This window comes from Planococcus glaciei (genome assembly GCF_900099655.1).
Classification (GTDB): Bacteria; Bacillota; Bacilli; order Bacillales_A; family Planococcaceae; genus Planococcus; species Planococcus glaciei.
This window is the reverse complement of record NZ_FNDC01000024.1, coordinates 1-18,353: the sequence shown is the minus strand read 5'-3', so window position 1 is coordinate 18,353 and position 18,353 is coordinate 1. Positions and strand designations below refer to the sequence as shown.

The following is an 18,353-nucleotide window of genomic DNA, read 5'->3' as shown; positions in this document are numbered from 1 at the left end:
ATTCCCCCAGTGATTTCAACCAGTTAATAGGCTTAAATTTTTAGATTTCTCTTTTTACATTTGTTAGTTCTTTTATATTTGTAATGAGGTAGCCGTTCCCTTTAATGGTAAGAGTATAGGCTTTGGTTTTGTAGTATCTATACAGCTTGTCCGATAAAGTATATAAGAATTCTTCTTCTGTATAGACCAAAAGAGTTTCTTGGTCTAAAGCTTCGATGTCAGTGACTTCAGTAGTTAAAAATTCATATTCATAAAATTCGCTTGAACTTGCGTGTTCGACCATTTTTTCCATGTATTCGGATTCAATGGAGCTCCCCATTGGAAAGAACGAAGAGAGATAAGCATAATCTCCGTAGTTTAATGCCGATTCAAATTCATAACGGAAATAGCTGATGAAATCTTTAACGTTGTAATCGTGGGATTCAGCAAGTCCTTTCAATTCTTCTGCTTCTTTTCTTTGGGCAAGTTCCTTCACTGCTTTTTCTTGTACATGGGGGAAAGTTAAATGAACAGCATCACCCTCTACAGAAACAGTTTCACTCTTCACTTTTTTTCCATTCTCATCCGTTGTTTCTGCAAGAATTTCAATCGAACCATCAAAAGGAACAGGGCCGATAGCATTCATTTCTCCTACTGTTTTCTTTGTTGATTTTCCGTTTATCCATAAAACGGCATTATCAACGTCAGATGTAATATTAAGAGTACCGGCAGCTAAGTCAGGAGTTATCGAGTATAAATTTTCTCCATCCCCTTGAACAGTGACAGTGTCTTTGTTTTTTATTGAAGAGTAAGTACTAGGCGCAGAAGCTTGCCATTCATAATTTCCGGGTAAAAATTTTCCTACGGCTTTGTTGTCGCCCTGATTCCCAGTAACAGTGGAATTTCCAAGTGTAAGACTGGTTTTGTCAAATGGCATGGCAGCTTCCACAATCACCGGATGGACTAGAAAAGAAATATTATCATATAAACCAAAGAACTTCGGCTCGTTGACTACTGACAGAAAATTATTGCCTTCAGAATCTAAAATGATATCAGCCAAACCACCATTTTCAACAAGCTTGCTCTCAGATTGCAGTTGATTCCGTATCTCTTCCCATCCTTCGCTTTCAACAAAAGAGTAAAACCCCTTTTCATCGGAAACTATGTCGTCATCAACGCTAAAATACGAAAAGAACTCTGCCGGATCTCCTTTGGCAAACGCTTGATTCATCTCAATAATTTTTTTCGAAGAATCGTATTTTGCCTGAAGAAAAAAATGTGCAGCAAATAATGCTGCAAAAACCAAACCAATAGAGACCAGTCCTATCACTCTTTTTTTTCGGTTTTTTGGTGGAATTATTGGATCAATGGAGCTATCCATTGGTTTTGTTTTTTGGATGCTTTCAAATTTACTGCCGCAATTCAAGCAAAATTTGTCTGAATCCTTTCTTGTTGCTCCACAACTTGAGCAATTGTTCATTTTCTTGACCTCCACTAACTTTATAATGAAATAAATATAACATGTTGTTGGGTCAAAATGAATTAAAATTTTGAAAAAAATAGTAATAAAACAGTCTTTTATACTAAAGTAATGTGATATTATTTAACTAGAAATTTATTCTTCATAGTGGGGGCTTATACATGAATGGCATGACTAACGAAATTGAAAATCAAGAAGTTCAAGAACTTCAACAAACCAAACGAATGATACTAACGGAAAAAGAGGCAAAGGAAGTACAAAAGAGAATTGCAGCCCTTCGCCAAAAGCGGCAAGAGTATATTATCCAAATCGGAACCAAGACCCACCAAAAAATACGCCTTCACGAATTAGCGGATCCAGAATTGGCTGTTTTTGCTAAGCACATTGAGGAAATTGATAAAGAGGTATATAAGTTGGCCGCGGCAATAGAAGAATTAAAAACTGCTACTCAACAGACAAATGTTTGTTCAAAGTGCAATACAGCTGTTCTCGCAGATTCTAAGTTTTGTGGTTCTTGTGGAACGCCTGTTGTGATATCTGAGAAAAAAGTAGAAGTTTTAAAAGTGTGTAAAAACTGCAATGAAACTATTCCTGATTCTGCTGTTTATTGTCCATGCTGTGGACAAGAAGCGCGGGCAGTGTAGGAGGAAAAATATGTTTTGTCAAAAATGCGGTATAAAACATCCAGCTTCCATTAATTACTGTCCGAACGATGGCCAAGACCTGCAACCGGTTCTTGCAGCCCATACCACACATAGAACTGCAGGCTATTGTGGAAGTTGCGGAAAAGCACTGAGCCCAATCGCGCAGTATTGCCAGCATTGCGGTGAATCGCATAGTAGCGTTAACATCAACAAAACTGCAGACGACTTGGTTGATGGTGTGAAGGATAATTTCTTTTCTCTTCCGGCTATAGCCGGCCTGTCATTTTCCAAGAAATCAATAGTTCCAGTGCTAGTGGCAGTAGGAATTACAATTATGCTGACTTTTCTTGCAGCGCTTGTGCTTAAAACTCAAGTTGAAAACTTCATAGTAGACAACTCTTTTGGTGAAATTACCAAAGTGGATTTTCAATATATGGATCGGTTCATTGCAGAGGAATTAGAAGAAGAAAGTATGATGAACATTGATTTTCCTAATATCTATAATCTGTTTACGTATATTGCATCCATGCACAGTATCGATTTTTCGTTTACCGGAGAGATAAGCGGAAGTGATGAAGGGGAATTTTTTCAAGGGAAATTTGATTTGATCTCCCAGAATACTACGCTTTCTTTATTGCCCATTGTTGTATTTGTACTCGTAATTGGGGGAGTAATCCTTGGCTACTATATTGAGAAGAACAAACTTCCATTTTGGAAATCCATTCTGCAATTTAGTTTCGTTTATGGTTTGTTTTTGATGATATCTTCTTCAATTGCCGGCTTTACTTTTATCTCAACCATTGACATCTATTATTCGATGGTCGATATAAATATCAAAGGAACTTTTCCTTTAATCGAATCATTTCTTATGGGCGTTATACTTGCTGCAACTATTTCAGGATTAGCAGCTTTCCTAAAAATACATGGAAAGAATGTTTTTTCTTTTGTCAAAACACAAGCTTCATATCTTCAATATGCAATCTATTCAATCGGCATTTCAATTTTTGGCCTTTCATTGTTTAGTGCATTTTTCCTTGTTTTCTCAGAAGGAATTTACGAAGACATTCCAGAAGTGAGCGGAGCTACTCCTAGTCAGTTACTTGCAGGGCCAATGGGTATGTGGACATGGAATTTAAGCCATTTCATTCCTTTAAATTTCAAGGCATTTGATAGCGAAGAACGAGAAGCTTTTACACTACAATTATTCAGTTCTTTTGAAGAATTAAGTGTCCTTGATTTATTGTATAGTGGGGATTTTATCAAAGAGTTGTTTCTTTTAGAGAATGGCGTTCCATTATTATTGAAGGTAAGTTTTCTCATTCCTGCAGTTTTGCTTGTTTGGGTGGGGTACCACTTGTATCACACACATAAATTGAGCATCATTGAGCTTTTAAAATTCAGTGCTATTTATGGCGGAGTCATGGCACTTACCCGCTTTTTCTCTACTTTAAAAGTTTCTGCAAGTATTAGCGGTGAAGAATTATTTGGGTTGGAAGAGTTTCTTTTGCAAATTCAGCCGAACATACTGCCGGTATTTATCATTTCAGCTTTGTTCGCTTTGGTGTTTATTGCTGCGGGAGGATGTTTGAATAGGTATCTTAGCGGTCCTGTTAACTAAAAAAGGAGGAGTAGTTTTGTTTTGTGTTCATTGTGGTGAAAAGGTAAATGGTGACGGGAAATTTTGTACGGGTTGTGGTTCTGAACGGGTACAGCCCGTTTTTAAAAGTGTTTATGCAGGAGAGATGAACAGCTATGCTGCTGGTATAGAAGAGCAGCCGGCCAAGAGTGTTCCGGATCAGGTAAAAGGGACTTTGCTTCAAGCGACTGAAAGAATAAACGCAATGGTAGGGGAACAAGGAACGATCGAAGTGAATTTAAAAGATGTATTTTCATCAGTCTTTAAAAAGCATGAAAAAGAGGAAGGAGAGCTCCTTTTTATAGCGGGTACCAGTTTGACGACGCCAAATGAAAGCGAAATATCAGCTTCTTGGCCAAAACCCTGGTTATTCTCCCGAATCTTTTTGATGTTGGTTTTTGCCTATATTTTGCTTTATGTCTGTGTATTTGAGTTTCAAAACAGCAATGCAATTCCGGGCCTGATTTTAGTCGGTTCTTTCGCTGTTCCTTTTTCTTTGCTCATCTTCTTTTGGGAGATGAATGCACCGAGAAACATCAGTATTTACGAAACGGCTAAAATGTTCTTTATTGGCGGGACTGCATCTTTGGTACTCACCTTAATCCTTTACTCAATCTTTCCTGTCTATCACTCCATTTATGGTTTAGATTATACGGGAGCTACTGTTGTTGGCATTGTGGAAGAAGTAGGGAAGTTGGCAGTCATCATTTACTTTATCAAAAAGTTAAATCCGAAATTCATCTTAAATGGTTTATTGATTGGTGCAACCGTCGGTGCAGGATTTGCTGCATTTGAATCCGCAGGCTATGTGTTCAATGCTCTAGGTTATGAAACTGATGCAATGCTTTCTACGATTTTCCTCCGGGCTTGGACAGCCATTGGCACACATATTGTCTGGTCCGCAATAGCAGGGGCAGCGCTTGTCTATGTTAAAGGGGACCATGCGCTGATCACGGATCACGTGCTAAATGTAAATTTCCTTAAGTTATTTGTTATATCGGTGATTTTGCATGCAGTATGGGATATGCCTATTCACACAGGTGAATATTTTTATTTATTATCATTTGTGCTTATCGGAGTCGCTTGGCTATTCATCTTTACTTTCATTAATGCGGGCCTTAAACAAATTGGGCGATTGAATGTAAATGAGTGATGTGAGGAGTTAAGTATTGGAATTCCTAGCTTGGAGATTGCCATAAAAAGTGCCAATTATAAGTTGAATCGTTAAATGGAGGCTAACAATGAGAACAGCGTTAATGGGTTTACTGGTTGCAGGATTACTATTGTCTGGATGTTCAAAAACGGCGGAATCCGAAACTTTAAAAGAACCTTCTGAGACAAATAATCAAGAGCGAGGAAATCTACTTGAAGGAAACAAAGATGTATCGAAATCCATTTTAAGAGGCTCTGCTAAGGTTATAAAAGAAGATTATAGCTTAGAAGATTTAAGGGAGATCTTAGGTTCGCCAGAAAATAAAGAAAGTGAAATTTGGCTTTATCAAAATGAATCTGGAGACTACAAGTTTGAAGAAAAAAATGGGACAATCCAAAGCATTCAAGTAGAGTTATCTCAAAAAGAATCGCTACATTATACTGAAGCTTTTGACTATCTAGGTCTTGATATTGAGCTGGGAACTGAGATTGATTCAGGAGGTTATGAGGCAGAAGGATTCTCAGAATATGATGTGGTTGGAGAAGATGCGGAAACTGTATTAATTGAGAGGTTTTCAGGAACTGGCGGAAGCAGTGTTTCAGTGAGTGTGAGGGGAGCTTTTGGAGAAGAGGATGGCAGCATCTGGCTAGATTGTGACGGAGATGGAAATATGATTTACATTGAAATGAATAGAAATGATCCATATGAAGAATATAGTTCAGACAGCGTTGAAGAAGAAATCACAGATGATTTAACAGATGAAATAACAGTGTATTCGTTAATACAAAATGACGTTAGAATCGGCGATTTTGCAGAAGAACTATCTAAAGTAGATCCCACTCAATATAACGAAGAATATGATGTCTATTCTTTTTCACTATCCAACAGTTTATACGGACATATTTCGACAAACCTGATTCATACGTTAACGGTTAGATTTGATGGTAATATGATTCCGTTAGATGAGGCGAAAGAAATTATTCCTTCCATATTACCAGAAGATGCTAGGCTAGTAGAGTCACACAGTGAATCGCCTTATATTTTTTATAATTATACAAGCGACAGTCTTCCGTCTCCTTCAACCATTGAGGTACAAGTGGGAGCCTTTGGCGATGCTGTTCAAGTAATAGGATTTACTGCAGATATAGGAACAACAGCTTATTACAATAATTGATACTAACGGAATATAAACATCCTATTGTATAGCAACATGATAGAAGGAGAATAATAAATGAAAGAAGCATTTTGCAGTAATTGTGGGCATGAAAAAATTGGAATGGGAAAATTCTGCGCAAATTGTGGAAGTAAGTTTTTAATGAATGATGGATTGATGAAGCCAGTAGCCGTTGAAAAGACCATAATAGAAGAAACAAGGGATTCGATAAGCAACACAAACGAACAACAAATCAAAAACGCTGCTATTAAAACCTGGCCCAATATACTAGTCAGTATAATCATCAGTATCGCATTAATTATGTTAAATTCATTTCTTGAAAGACAAATCGAATGGGGCGGCGCAGAAGACTACATAAGCCAAACTATGCTATTCATTATATTGGTTCAAGTTTTACTTGTATTTCTACAAAGAAGAAAGAAAAGTGTTTCTGTTCTCTTTCCGGCAATTGTAGGCTTCATTAGTATCTTTCCAACATTGGCAATGTATAAAGATTATCAAGAATGGGTTTATTATCAAGGATACAATACTCAAGCAATGGCTTCGGGGGATCTTACCTTAATGGGGAAATGCTTTGTATTATTTGGCGCATTAGCTTTAGTTAATATTGTTACGCTATTTATTTCTTCAAAGAAACTTGTACCTCATTCGTTAGTTTCCGAGAGACCTTTAAACAACGGGCAGTTGAAAGGAGAAATGCAGCCTATTGAAAAAAGACCGAGTATAACGGTTAATCTTTTTTTAAATATCATCCTTGGAATTTTATTATATAACTGGGGTTCTGCTGTACAAGATTATCTGGAATGGGGCTATGGAGATACGCAAGTTGCCGTTTTCTTTATTTTTATTGCCGTTTTACAAGTTGTACTATTCCTTTTAGAAAGAACGAACAAAAGTTTTTATGGCGTTATTCCTATAGTGCTCGCTATAGTCAGTTGCCTTCCGACGTTTGTGCAGTATGCAGAACTGCAATCTCAGATTGATGCGGAAGGATATTCAGATTTGCTAATATCGGTAGCAGATAGAGTTTTCTTGACAGTTTATTTTATTTTAAATGCAGTATTAATAGTAACGAATGTTTTTCTTCTCAATAAACGATGGAGTATTGTCCAGGCAATAAAGAAAGATAGTGGATTAATCAAATCATAAAGAATAATAATTCTGTATGCAAAAGAATTTAGCATAGTTCTGACAAACGAATATATAAAACGCAGCCAGCAAAAACCGCAAGAGTTTCCAATTGCGGTTTTTTCCTGTTTTTAGAATCTAACTGATTTGAAAATCACACCCCTGTATGCAAAAGACTACATTTAATTACGACAATTTCTTAGTGAACATACCGCACCTAAAAACTGCAACATTATACGACTGCAGTTTTGCCTATTCATAGCAAAAAGGAAACCAAAATTTTAATCTAATTGACCATTGATTCCAAACCGGCGATTGTGCCAATTTCAATCCTGTTTGGCATTCACACATTTCAAGCGGTAATATTTAGAAAAAAATACTATGAATATTCAGAAATTAAATTGACACTTTCTATCTGAACTGGTAAATTAGGTTTAGTTATTGTTCTACGCGTTAGGTAAATAGATATTCCGTATTATGGTTAATCCTACACAAAGTGCTCTATAGCTGCCCCAAAATCCAAATTAGGCTCCAAAAGGAAAAAGCGGCAAACCAATCTACAGCTTTTACTAACCGCCTAGGAGGCTTTTAGAATGACTGATACTCAAAAGAAACGACTGTTAATACTCGGCGGAAGCCACCATATGGTCAATGTAGTAGAAACGGCCAAAGAGATGGGCTTCTACACCATCGTCATCGACAAGGAAGCCGGATCTCCAGCCAAAAGCTATGCGGATAAATCCTGTGACATCAGTACAGCGGAAATCGAGGAAGTCGCAGAGCTGGCGAGAGAGGAAAGAGTGGATGGCATTTTCACGGCGTTTGAAGACGTCAACACGTGGAATGCCCAAGCTTTGTGTGAAAAGCTCGGACTGCCTTTCTATGCGACAAAAGAGCAGCTGGAGATTTGTTCGAATAAAGATCAGTTCAAGGAGTATTGCAGGGCCTATCAAGTTCCGGTCATTGAAGAGTATCTCTTTGTCGGAGACATGGATGCCGGCACATTGGCTGACCTCGACTTCCCGGTCATTGTCAAACCGGTGGACAGCTATGCCAGCCAGGGAATCACGGTCTGTTACAACCAGGAGGAAGTAAGCGACGGATACCAAAAAGCCCTCGGGTTTTCAAAATCAGGAAAAGTGATTGTGGAACGGTTTATCGATAATTCCTATGGCGTGCAGATGTTTTACACGATTCAAAACAAGGAAGTTCTTTTGGCAGCTGTGGCCGATCGGCATGTGCATAAACAAAGCAAAGAGCATCCGCCTTTGCCGATTGCCATGGTCTTTCCGTCCCGGCATCAAGACCAGTTTATCGAAACTTTGGACCAACCGATCAGAAAAATGATCCAAGGAATGGGGATTGAGAACGGGGTCGTGTTTATCCAATCGCTTTTTGAAAGGGGCTCATTTTACATTTACGAAATGGGATTCCGTTTAAGCGGCGAACAGCATTACCGCATTATTGAGCATCAGACAGGCATTAATCTGCTTGGAATGATGCTGGACTTAGCTGTAGGGGAACCAATCGATCAATACGATATGGCAGAATACGACAATGGCGGACTTCCTCAGCCCTCTTGCAACCTGCCCATTCTTCTTGGGAATGGAACCATAGCGGAAATTAAGGGACTGGAGAAAATAGCAGAGATGCCCGAGGTCATTTCCCAGGTCTTGACGAGGGGCGTTGGGGACAAAATTGAAGTTACCGGTTCCTATGGCCAAATGTTTGGCCGGTTTAACATCGTTGCGGACACAGAAGAAAAACTATGGCAAACCGTAAATGCCCTTTATGAAGGGCTGCAGATTCTCTCAACTGAAGGAGAGGACATGATTGTAGCCCGGTTTAGTCCGGTAGAAGCCCAAAAGCAGTCGAGTTGAATAAGGGATAAGCGGGGAAGCAAGTGCAGCCAGGAACCGCAGCGGTTTCTGGCTGGGGTTTTATGTTTAATGCGAAGTGAAAAGGGAATAATTTAGATACGGAAAAAATCAATTTGAATTGTTGGAGGTAAAGTATATGAATAGAACAAACCAAGTAAACGGGGCGGAAGCCCACACAACAGAAAACCAAGTGATCTTTTTCAAAAGCCAGGACGAATTTGCCAAAGCGTTGCGCGAAGGGATCGGCGCTTTTGAAGAAACAGGCTCTGTAGAAGAATTGGTTGAAATGGAATAATGAAGCGAGGCAGCTCCTATAGGGAGCGCTTTTTCATTTTCCTGGAAATTTAAGGTCTTAGTATAGAGAAGTAAGTCTTCATGGTGAAAACTGTTAGGCGCAATGACAACTCGGATAGAAACAATCCAGCGTTAAGAGCTCAAAACTCTAGTTTGGCAAAAAGGAGGACATTATGGATTTGAATACCCAAGCAATTGAGGACCTAGTAAGTGCAGATGAATTGAAAGAAGTAAAAGCCTACTTCGAAACCAATGAATCAGGAATCATGAAGGAATTAGCTGAAATCGACCAGCACATCGCCTTGCGGCCATTAGCTCTCGTCTTTCGGGAAACGGATGAAGAGTTGCATAACAAGTATGAGGCATTGAGTTTTTCGAAAGAGGTCAGAGAAGATGGCAGTGATGGCGTAACGGTTGAGTTAGTTAAATGAGTGATTATGAAGAGTGTCCATGAGGGCACTCTTTTTTATTTCGTTTAGTTAGGAATATTGAAAGGGAAACTGATTATCCTTGCCGAATTTATGCTTGCAAGCTATTTTACGGTAAAGCACTGAAAATAAGGGAGTGGGAGGAATTTAATTGACATATAAAGATGAGGTGAAAAAACACTTAGCTACTTACAAAATTGATCACCTTGGGGTTATAGAAAACGGAACTTGGAAAACTAATAAGAAAAAATATACTTATATAGTACCTGACAATCAAAAAGAATTAAATCTGCTGGAACCTTACCGAATGGAATTGAAGAACTATATCGGGAAAAAGAAAATTCACTTGCATAAAGATTTTCATCATCTGACTTCATCTCAAGCAGTGTGTTTGAACTTTTTTTATCCGCTTACGAAAGAAAATAAACTTTATTTATTACTAAAAATTTTACAGTTAAATCATGAAGAAATCGAAGAATACGGATTTGAAAAGGTCATTACCCGAGCAGAAGGCACAAACTTCGACTTCTATATTATGCTGGCATCAGGAAAGCAGCTCTTTTTTGAAATCAAATATACTGAAGATGGATTCAAAAAAGAGACTCCAGCCATTAAATATCAAAATAAATACGATACTGTCTATAAGAAACGCTTAGCTGGGAAACTAAAGCCGGGCATAGATGAATACGGAACGTTAATGAAGAACTATCAATTGATGCGCAATATCTCTTATGTAGATGCTATGGAAGAAAATATGGTTATCATTCTCTATCCAAAAGGGAATCAAAAAATCCGTAAAGAGTACGAACACCTCATAGAGAATGTAATTGAAAAGAATCTCCATCCAAAAATCCGTTTAATAACTTGGGAAGACCTGTGTTCGGCATTAGTGGTTTTACTTCAGTCTTCACCGGATACGCCCGACCGCTTGTTAACACAGTATAAAGATTTCTGCGAGAAGTATCTTACTGTGTAGGAGGACTAATATGGATAGCAAGGACGCGATCATTGCAGATTTAGCAATTTACGCGATGAAACAAATCCAGTTGGCAAAAGCAGACCGCGTGCTAACGGGAAATTATGATTATTGGACCGGCGAAATGCAATCGATGAAATACCTGCTTTTGCATATGGATAAATTGCTGGCAGGCGAGAAACAGGCTGACCCTGAGCTGCTGAATCTGGTTAAGTTTTTTGAAATAGCCGATAAGAAGAGAAAAACGGACTTCAAGTTTCTTATAGAACGAATTTGGGAAGAGGAAATTCCCGAAGAGGATTAAGAGGGAATTTGAAATGATAGCAGATTTTAGAAGTAGGTAGTTAGTCTTCAAAAGTGCTATAAGATAAGAATGCTGTTAATATTAATAATTTCAAAAGGCACTATGTATTTAACGTATAAAGAAAGTTTTAAAAAGAAGTCTGTTCTAGTAATTGGAACAGGCTTCTTTTTTGCTTTGATCACTTTTAGCAGATAAAGAACCAAATATTATAGAAAACTATTTCTAGTTATAATAACATTTTATGGTAATATATAGTTACATAAGCCTGATGCATTAGTCCTTGTGTTTTGGTCGATGTCACTGTATCTATTTCGCGTTTTCTCAAAGGGGGAGTTGTTCAATTTTTTATCGATTGTTTACAAAAAAGAAGAGGACAGGAGAGGAATTTATTGAAAAAGATTTTTTATACGGCTTTATTGATTTTTGTTTTATCACTGGTTTTTGCCAATTTAGCTTTAGCTGAAGAAAGGGACATCACATCAGGTGTTCCGGTAACTGCGAAGATAGGTACAAACGATACTCATATTTATCAATTTACCACTCAAAAAAATGGGGAAACTTATATCACATTAGATCAAACTACTGGTGGATTCTCCATGTATTTATATGATGCAGATGGAAGGACTATTGGAGGCAGTTACGAATACTACAGCGGAAATACAATTGTTATATCGGAAGACATACCTGTAGGAACTTACTTTTTAGAAATTGAACCAAATGGGTGGAGTGGAATTTCAAGCGCATCGTATCGGGTGAAAGCTACTTACCCCTCAGCTTTTACTAGAGATGCAACAACCTACGAACCCAATGATACAAAAGAAACAGGTATGAAGATTGCGTCGGGAAGTCACTACACTTCTACAGCAGAAACGAGTTTAGATCGTGATGTTTATCAATTCACAACAAGCAAAGACGGAGAAATTTATATCACTTTAGATCAAACGAAAGGAGGTTTCTATTTTTACTTGTATGACCAAAATGGAGATACAGTAGACTATGGATCTGGCTATGGCAGCGGCCGTGATGTTGTGCTAAATAAAAATGTTCAGCAAGGAACATACTACCTTGCTGTGGAACCTCTTGGATGGGAAGGAATTACAAGTGCGACTTACCGAATTAAAGCCACTTACCCTTCAACTTTCACAAGAAATCTTTCAACTTACGAACCAAACGACACGAAAGAAACCAGTATGTCCATCACATCAGGAAGTTTTTATAAATCCAGTGCCGATACGCGGAACGACAAAGATGTATACCAATTTACAACTAATAAAGATGGATCTTTTTACATTACGTTAGATCAAACAACAGGCGGATTTCATTTGAGATTATACGATGCAAATGGCGACACGGTAGACAGTGGATATGCATACGCAAGCGGCAACAGCAAAGTGTTGGAGGGAAATATTCAAAAAGGCACCTATTATTTAGAAGTGGAACCGTATGATTGGAATAGAATCACAAATGCAGTGTACCGGATTAATGCTACTTATCCTTCTACTTTCAGTAGAAATGCTTCGACTCTGGAACCAAATGATACGAATGAAACAGCTGCGCCTTTAATATCCAATCAAGCTTATTCATCGACCAGTGCTTCATCTATCGATCGCGATGTCTATCAATTTACTACAAACAAATCTGGTAAAGCCACAATTTTACTTGATAAGACAACAGGTGGTGCTTGGATAGGTTTGTATGATCGAAATGGAACAGTAGTAGCTAGTAATTACCTGTATACAGGAGGAGACGTTATAAAAATCGAGGAAACATTAGCCCAAGGAACATACTACATTCATATTGAGCCTTATGGGTGGAGTGGTCTTACAAGCTCTAATTATCGGTTGAAAGCGACATTTGCCGATAAAACGCCAAGCGTTGACTCGATTTACGACACTGGAACTGCTTTGGCTGGTACTGCAGTTTCAAACATTAAAGTTTATGCTGTGGTAGGATCGACGAAAATTGCAGAAACCACGGCAAAAGACGGAAAGTACAGCATGAAAATACCGAAACAAAAAGCCGGAACGAAAATCGGTGTGTATTCGATTGATGCAGCCGGCAATAGAAGTTCGACTAAAACCATTACAGTAGTTAGTTCTGCGGTCAAAGCCACATCAATTGGTTATAACAAACTGAAAGTAAGTTGGGCACAAATGCCGGGGACCCAAGGCTACGAAGTGTACCGAAGCACTTCAAGCACTGGAACTTACAGCAAAGTCGGTACGGTTACAAGCGGCAGCACGTTAAGTTTTACAAATAGCAGCTTAACGACAGGGAAAACCTACTATTATAAAGTGAAACCTTATAAAACGGTTAGCAGTAAAAAAGTTTATTATGCGTTTTCGAATATCGGCAGCGCCAAACCGACTTTAGCTGCACCAGCAAAAGTCACCGCCGCTAAAGCAAGTACAACGGCCATCAAAACTACTTGGGCGAAAGTCGGCGAAGCGAGCGGATACGAAGTGTACCATGCGACGGCTAAGACGGGAACTTATACAAAAGTAAAAACTTTGACGACTGTATCGTCTCTTACTTTTACGAACACAGGATTGGGCAAAGGAAAAACATATTACTATAAAGTAAGAGCATATCGTGTGGTCAGCGGCAAAAAGATATACAGCCCATATACGACGATTGTTTCCACTAAGCTATAAATACTTTTGCACCGCCGCTATTCAAGTGGAATAATGGAAGTCGCAGAAATTTAATCGAATAAAAATATCGAAAGAGGGTAACCATTGCTGGTTATCCTCTTTTTCATATATATAGAATCTACCATTTCAAACGACAATTTATCCATAATTAAGATAGACATGAGGACGGGGTAATTTGTAAAGGAAGTACACTTAAAACACAGTGAGTGCTTGTGTTTTAAAGCAATGACTAATAATGTAACTCAGCTTAGAACATTAAATTTATGTAAATTACGTAATTTTTATTAAAAACAAAACCGTTTATTGTTTTTTTGCGATAGAGTATAGAACGGTGGCTTGAAGTTATACAAAAAATTTTACGTTTTCATGTGGATATTGAAAGGAGATGCAGTTTTGGCTGATTTAAGGATGCCAGAGAAAAAGTTCCGTCCTGAACTCGAGGGAGTCCGGGCGGTAGCGGCTTTTTTGGTTGCGGTTTATCACATTTGGATTGGATCGGTATCGGGAGGCGTAGACGTTTTCTTTATCGTTTCTGGTTATTTGATCACAACGTCCTTGTTGTCCCGGATGGAGCGGGACGGGAAAATTAACTTTATCGAGAATTTATTGAACTTGGCGAAACGGCTTGTGCCTTTGTCGTTCACGGTGCTGTTGGTTACGGCATTGCTGGCGATTTGGCTGTTGCCGCAGACCATTTGGAAGCAGACGATTTCCGAGCTGTTTTCATCGATGTTCTATTTCCAGAACTGGCAGCTGGCCACGAGCGCGGTCGACTATTTGGGGCAGAACAATGAAGCGAGCCCGCTGCAGCATTTCTGGGCGATGTCGATTCAAGGGCAATTTTACATAACGTGGCCGTTCATCATTACGGCGGTGTATCTACTCGCGAAGAAAGTGCTCAAGACACCGGTCCGCAAAACGCTGCTGGCGGTACTTGTCGCCATCTTTGCGGTTTCCCTGAGTTATTCGGTTTATATGACCGATGCCAATCAGCCGTGGGCATATTTTGATACGTTTGCACGGGCGTGGGAATTCAGTTTGGGCGGTATTTTGGCCTTGTTGATTCCGTATCTGACGTTTAATAAAACCGTCAGTTTCGTCATGGGCTGGCTTGGTTTGGCCGTTATCTGCTTTACCGGCATGGTATTGCCGGTGTCTACCGTGTTCCCGGGCTATGCAGCGCTATTGCCGACGTTTGGCGTAATCTTCGTCATCGTGTCAGCGGAAAACAGCAGCCGCTTCGGCGTGAAGAGGCTGCTGAGTTCCAAGCTGCTGATGTATTTCGGCAGCATTTCCTACGGGTTTTATTTGTGGCACTGGCCGCTTTTGGTGTTCTATTACGCCTATTTCAAAACCGATACGGTGACGCTGTTGGCAGGCATCGCCATTCTCGCGCTGTCGTTTGTGCTGTCGGTGTTCTCCATTAAAAAGATTGAAGCACCGGTACGCGAGCTGAATGTGCGGCAATCAAAACGGCGGGTTGCGAAAGTGCTTGTCGCGATTGCACTGCCGGTCATTGTTGTCGGTACTTCGTGGAATTTATATGTCCAGGCAAGCATGAACGAGGAAGCCGCAATGGAGTATTCGATTGAGAAATATCCGGGGGCACGCGCCATCTCGGAAAACATCGTTCCGGAAGAAGGGGTGGAGCCGATTCCATCGATGGGCATGATCAAAGACGATCTTCCGTCGTTTTACGAAGGGCATACATGTTCTTCGCACGGGAAAGATGCCACGGTGAAGAAATGCTCGTACGGCGTGACGGAGGATCCGGATCACGTCGTTGCGTTGGTCGGCGGCTCGCATTCCGGCCACTGGTTCCCGGCACTGGAGAAAATCGCCCCGGAATTAAACCTGCAGGTTGATGTCTTCATCAAAGATGCCTGCCGGTTTACGGCGGATGATTTTGGCGGGGCCTTATCGGAGTCATGTATGGCATGGAACGAAGACGTGACCGAAGCCTTGAAACAGAATCCGCCGGACATGATTTTCACGACGTCTACCGTCGAGTCAGGAGACACCGTTCCTAGCGGCTATGTCGAGAAATGGAAAGCGTTTGAAGGCATCACGGATATCTTCGCTGTCCGGGACAACCCGAAAATGCCGCAGAACATCGCTGATTGTCTTGTGAAAGAAGCGGAAGACTGTTCCGCGCCGAGGGACGAAGTCTTATCTGAGGTGCTTCCGTGGGAAAACACCGAAGGGTTGCCTGGTAATGTCAGCTTTTTTGATACCACGCCTTATTTCTGCGACGATGAAACCTGTCCTCCGATTATCGGAAACATCATCATCTACCGGGACCGCGCTCACTTGACGACCCGCTACGTAGAGACGATGGCTCCGGTGATCGGCGAAGCGCTGGAAGACGCGCTGGAACAATTGGAGACCAAGTAAAGGAATAAAACTGGTAAGTATGCTTTACCTAAAGACGGCCTTCTTTAGCATCGATGGATGTTAAGGAAGGATTTTATTAGTTTCATCCGACCCTTTGCAAACGGGATAACATTCAAGGATTTGCCGGAACAGTGGTATAATTTTCTTTAATCCGTTAGAAAGTTCCGACGAATCAGAAGCGGAATACAAGCTGTGAAAAGAGGAGTGGTGAGGCATATGCCAATCAAAAAAGCGATCATTCCGGCGGCGGGGCTCGGCACCCGTTTTTTGCCCGCGACCAAAGCGATGCCGAAGGAAATGCTGCCAATTGTCGACAAGCCGACAATCCAATATATCGTAGAAGAAGCGATTGCTTCGGGGATTGAAGACATCATCATTGTCACCGGGAAAGGCAAGCGCGCCATCGAAGACCATTTCGACCATGCCTTTGAGTTGGAAGAGGCGCTGCGGGAAAAAGGAAAAGTGGACATGCTCGATTCGGTGCTGCAGACATCGAATGTGGAAATCCATTACATCCGCCAAAAGCAGCCGCTCGGGCTCGGGCACGCCATCTGGTCGGCCCGCAAATTCATCGGCGACGAGCCGTTCGCGGTGCTGCTCGGCGACGACATCGTCCAAAACAGCGAGCCCTGTTTGGCACAGTTGATGAAGCAGTTTGACGGCACCGGCCACAGCATCATCGGCGTCCAGCAAGTGCCAGAAGACGAGACGCACCGCTACGGCATCATCGATCCGGTTTCCATCGACGGAAAATTGATCGAAGTGGACCGCTTTGTCGAGAAGCCGGAAGCAGGAACCGCGCCGTCCAACTATGCCATCATGGGACGCTATATCCTGACGCCGGAAATTTTTGGTTTCCTCGGGGAACAGACGCCCGGGGCAGGCGGGGAAATCCAGTTGACCGATGCCATTCAGAAACTGAACGGTGTGCAACCGGTGCATGCCTATGAATTCGACGGCCGCCGCTATGACGTTGGCGAGAAGTACGGCTTTATCGAAACGACGATTGAATTTGCGCTGCAGCGTCCGGAACTGCGGGATAAGCTGTTGAAGCTGTTTGAACGGAAACTGCAGGAATCGTACAATAGAAAATAAAAAAGAACAGCTTCCCTGAAAAGGAGGCCACTGAAAAACCTCCCTTTAAATCAACGGGAGACTAAAAAAAAGTCAGAAGACAGGAAATCTTGTCTTCTGACTCTTTTTTTGCATTTTTATTGATCTGGAGCTTCCCTAGGTTCATCCACTAATCGAAGAATTCGTTTCAAGTTCACGGTGAAAATCGCCATAGCGCCTTGCAAAGCCATGCCGTTCAATCCGACGCCGGAAGTCACCCGATATCCGTGTCGATTCTTCAGTTCACTGTTCTTGGCTTCGATTTTGTACCTCTCTTTGACCGCTTTTTTAAAGAACTCACTTTCCTGGAAATCCCGCTGGATTGCATGTTCAGTGGATTTAATAGAGACCGAGTAAGTCTTGCTTTTGGCGCCTTCCTTGTAGCAGCCTTCCCGCAGTGGGCAACGCTTACAGCGTTCGATATCAAAATAGTAGGTGTCCTTTTGATTCGTTCCGACGCCTTTTTTTCCCTGCCGGGCTTTTCGGATCGCCATTTGGCCTGCTTTACAGACATACATGCCCGCGTCTTTATTGAAATCGAATTCATCTTCTTTTTTCCGATGGCCATCCGTAATATTGGGGTTCAATTTGGAAATAAGACAGATGTGATTATCTTCTGCATACTGCAGATTGGTTTTCTCCGAATACGCCGTATCTCCAATGACCGTATTCACCGGGATGCCGGCAGCGCAACTTTTTTCGATAAGAGACTGAAGGAGTTTCCCGTCACTCTTTTCCCCCGTGGTCACGATAGCTGCCGTAACGAGGCGTTCGACGCTCATCGCGAGGTGGGTTTTATAGCCGAAAAACGATGTATCGGCAGTTTTATGCCCGGTTCGGGCATCTGCATCCGAAGAACAGCGTACCTGTTCGATGTCATCCGCTACTGTTTCTTCCAGCAGGCGAAGCGATTCTCCAATTTTCGGATGGGCCGACAGGCCTGGAACCTGTTCAATCGTAGCAATCAATTCCTTGCAATACTTGAGTTCTGCTTCGAGGTCATCTTTTGTATTCTTCTTCGGAAACTGTTCTTTCATCGACTCGTTTACTGAATAAATGGTTTTCCGCAATTTGCGGGACTGATCCTGCAGGATCTCTTGCGGTTTTTTCAAGTTG

The 18,353-nt window shown here is 41.0% G+C and carries 15 protein-coding genes; 13 read left to right on the top strand and 2 right to left on the bottom strand.

Translation table 11 applies throughout. The features are described from left to right. Nucleotides 1–40: 40 nt before the first annotated feature. Nucleotides 41–1,459 carry a TcaA 3rd/4th domain-containing protein gene (locus tag BLQ32_RS18995; RefSeq protein WP_074511775.1) on the bottom strand — a complete coding sequence of 473 codons (1,419 nt, stop codon included), beginning with the start codon at nt 1,457–1,459 and terminating at the stop codon, nt 41–43. A gap of 161 nt (nt 1,460–1,620) precedes the next feature. On the opposite strand from BLQ32_RS18995, the gene BLQ32_RS18990 reads away from it, so the two are divergent. The 13 genes from BLQ32_RS18990 (at nt 1,621) to galU (ending at nt 17,219) form a co-directional block, all read left to right on the top strand. Continuing rightward, a complete protein-coding gene (locus tag BLQ32_RS18990) occupies nt 1,621–2,103 on the top strand; it encodes a zinc ribbon domain-containing protein (protein WP_074511773.1) in 483 nt (160 codons plus the stop codon). Nucleotides 2,104–2,113: 10 nt separating this feature from the next. Next, complete coding sequence (locus BLQ32_RS18985; protein WP_074511771.1) at nt 2,114–3,721, top strand: zinc ribbon domain-containing protein; 1,608 nt, start codon at nt 2,114–2,116, stop codon at nt 3,719–3,721. A gap of 16 nt (nt 3,722–3,737) precedes the next feature. Further along, nucleotides 3,738–4,892, top strand: coding sequence for a PrsW family glutamic-type intramembrane protease (locus BLQ32_RS18980; RefSeq protein WP_083335398.1), 1,155 nt, complete (start codon nt 3,738–3,740; stop codon nt 4,890–4,892). Between the two features lie 88 nt (nt 4,893–4,980). Next, the gene (locus BLQ32_RS18975; protein WP_074511767.1) at nt 4,981–6,066 is read left to right on the top strand and encodes a hypothetical protein; all 1,086 of its coding nucleotides are present in this window, start codon (nt 4,981–4,983) and stop codon (nt 6,064–6,066) included. A 57-nt stretch (nt 6,067–6,123) separates the two neighbouring features. Further along, nucleotides 6,124–7,215, top strand: coding sequence for a hypothetical protein (locus tag BLQ32_RS18970; protein ID WP_074511765.1), 1,092 nt, complete (start codon nt 6,124–6,126; stop codon nt 7,213–7,215). Between the two features lie 572 nt (nt 7,216–7,787). After that, a complete protein-coding gene (locus BLQ32_RS18965) occupies nt 7,788–9,074 on the top strand; it encodes an ATP-binding protein (protein ID WP_074511763.1) in 1,287 nt (428 codons plus the stop codon). Nucleotides 9,075–9,210: 136 nt separating this feature from the next. Beyond that, complete coding sequence (locus BLQ32_RS19915; RefSeq protein ID WP_175557154.1) at nt 9,211–9,369, top strand: hypothetical protein; 159 nt, start codon at nt 9,211–9,213, stop codon at nt 9,367–9,369. A 172-nt stretch (nt 9,370–9,541) separates the two neighbouring features. Continuing rightward, a complete protein-coding gene (locus BLQ32_RS18960) occupies nt 9,542–9,799 on the top strand; it encodes a hypothetical protein (RefSeq protein WP_074511761.1) in 258 nt (85 codons plus the stop codon). A 148-nt stretch (nt 9,800–9,947) separates the two neighbouring features. Then, a complete protein-coding gene (locus BLQ32_RS18955; RefSeq protein WP_074511759.1) occupies nt 9,948–10,772 on the top strand; it encodes a PGN_0703 family putative restriction endonuclease in 825 nt (274 codons plus the stop codon). Between the two features lie 10 nt (nt 10,773–10,782). After that, nucleotides 10,783–11,076, top strand: coding sequence for a hypothetical protein (locus tag BLQ32_RS18950; protein ID WP_074511757.1), 294 nt, complete (start codon nt 10,783–10,785; stop codon nt 11,074–11,076). 389 nt (nt 11,077–11,465) lie between these two features. Beyond that, entirely contained in the window at nt 11,466–13,730 is a 2,265-nt protein-coding gene (locus BLQ32_RS18945; RefSeq protein ID WP_074511755.1) for a pre-peptidase C-terminal domain-containing protein, read from the top strand. A gap of 393 nt (nt 13,731–14,123) precedes the next feature. Further along, entirely contained in the window at nt 14,124–16,124 is a 2,001-nt protein-coding gene (locus BLQ32_RS18940; protein WP_074511753.1) for an acyltransferase family protein, read from the top strand. Between the two features lie 216 nt (nt 16,125–16,340). Then, entirely contained in the window at nt 16,341–17,219 is an 879-nt protein-coding gene (gene galU / locus BLQ32_RS18935) for a UTP--glucose-1-phosphate uridylyltransferase GalU (RefSeq protein ID WP_074511752.1), read from the top strand. A 116-nt stretch (nt 17,220–17,335) separates the two neighbouring features. Here galU and BLQ32_RS18930 read toward each other — a convergent pair. Beyond that, on the bottom strand, nt 17,336–18,353 hold a 1,018-nt coding region (locus BLQ32_RS18930; protein ID WP_074511750.1), incomplete at its 5' end, for an IS5/IS1182 family transposase.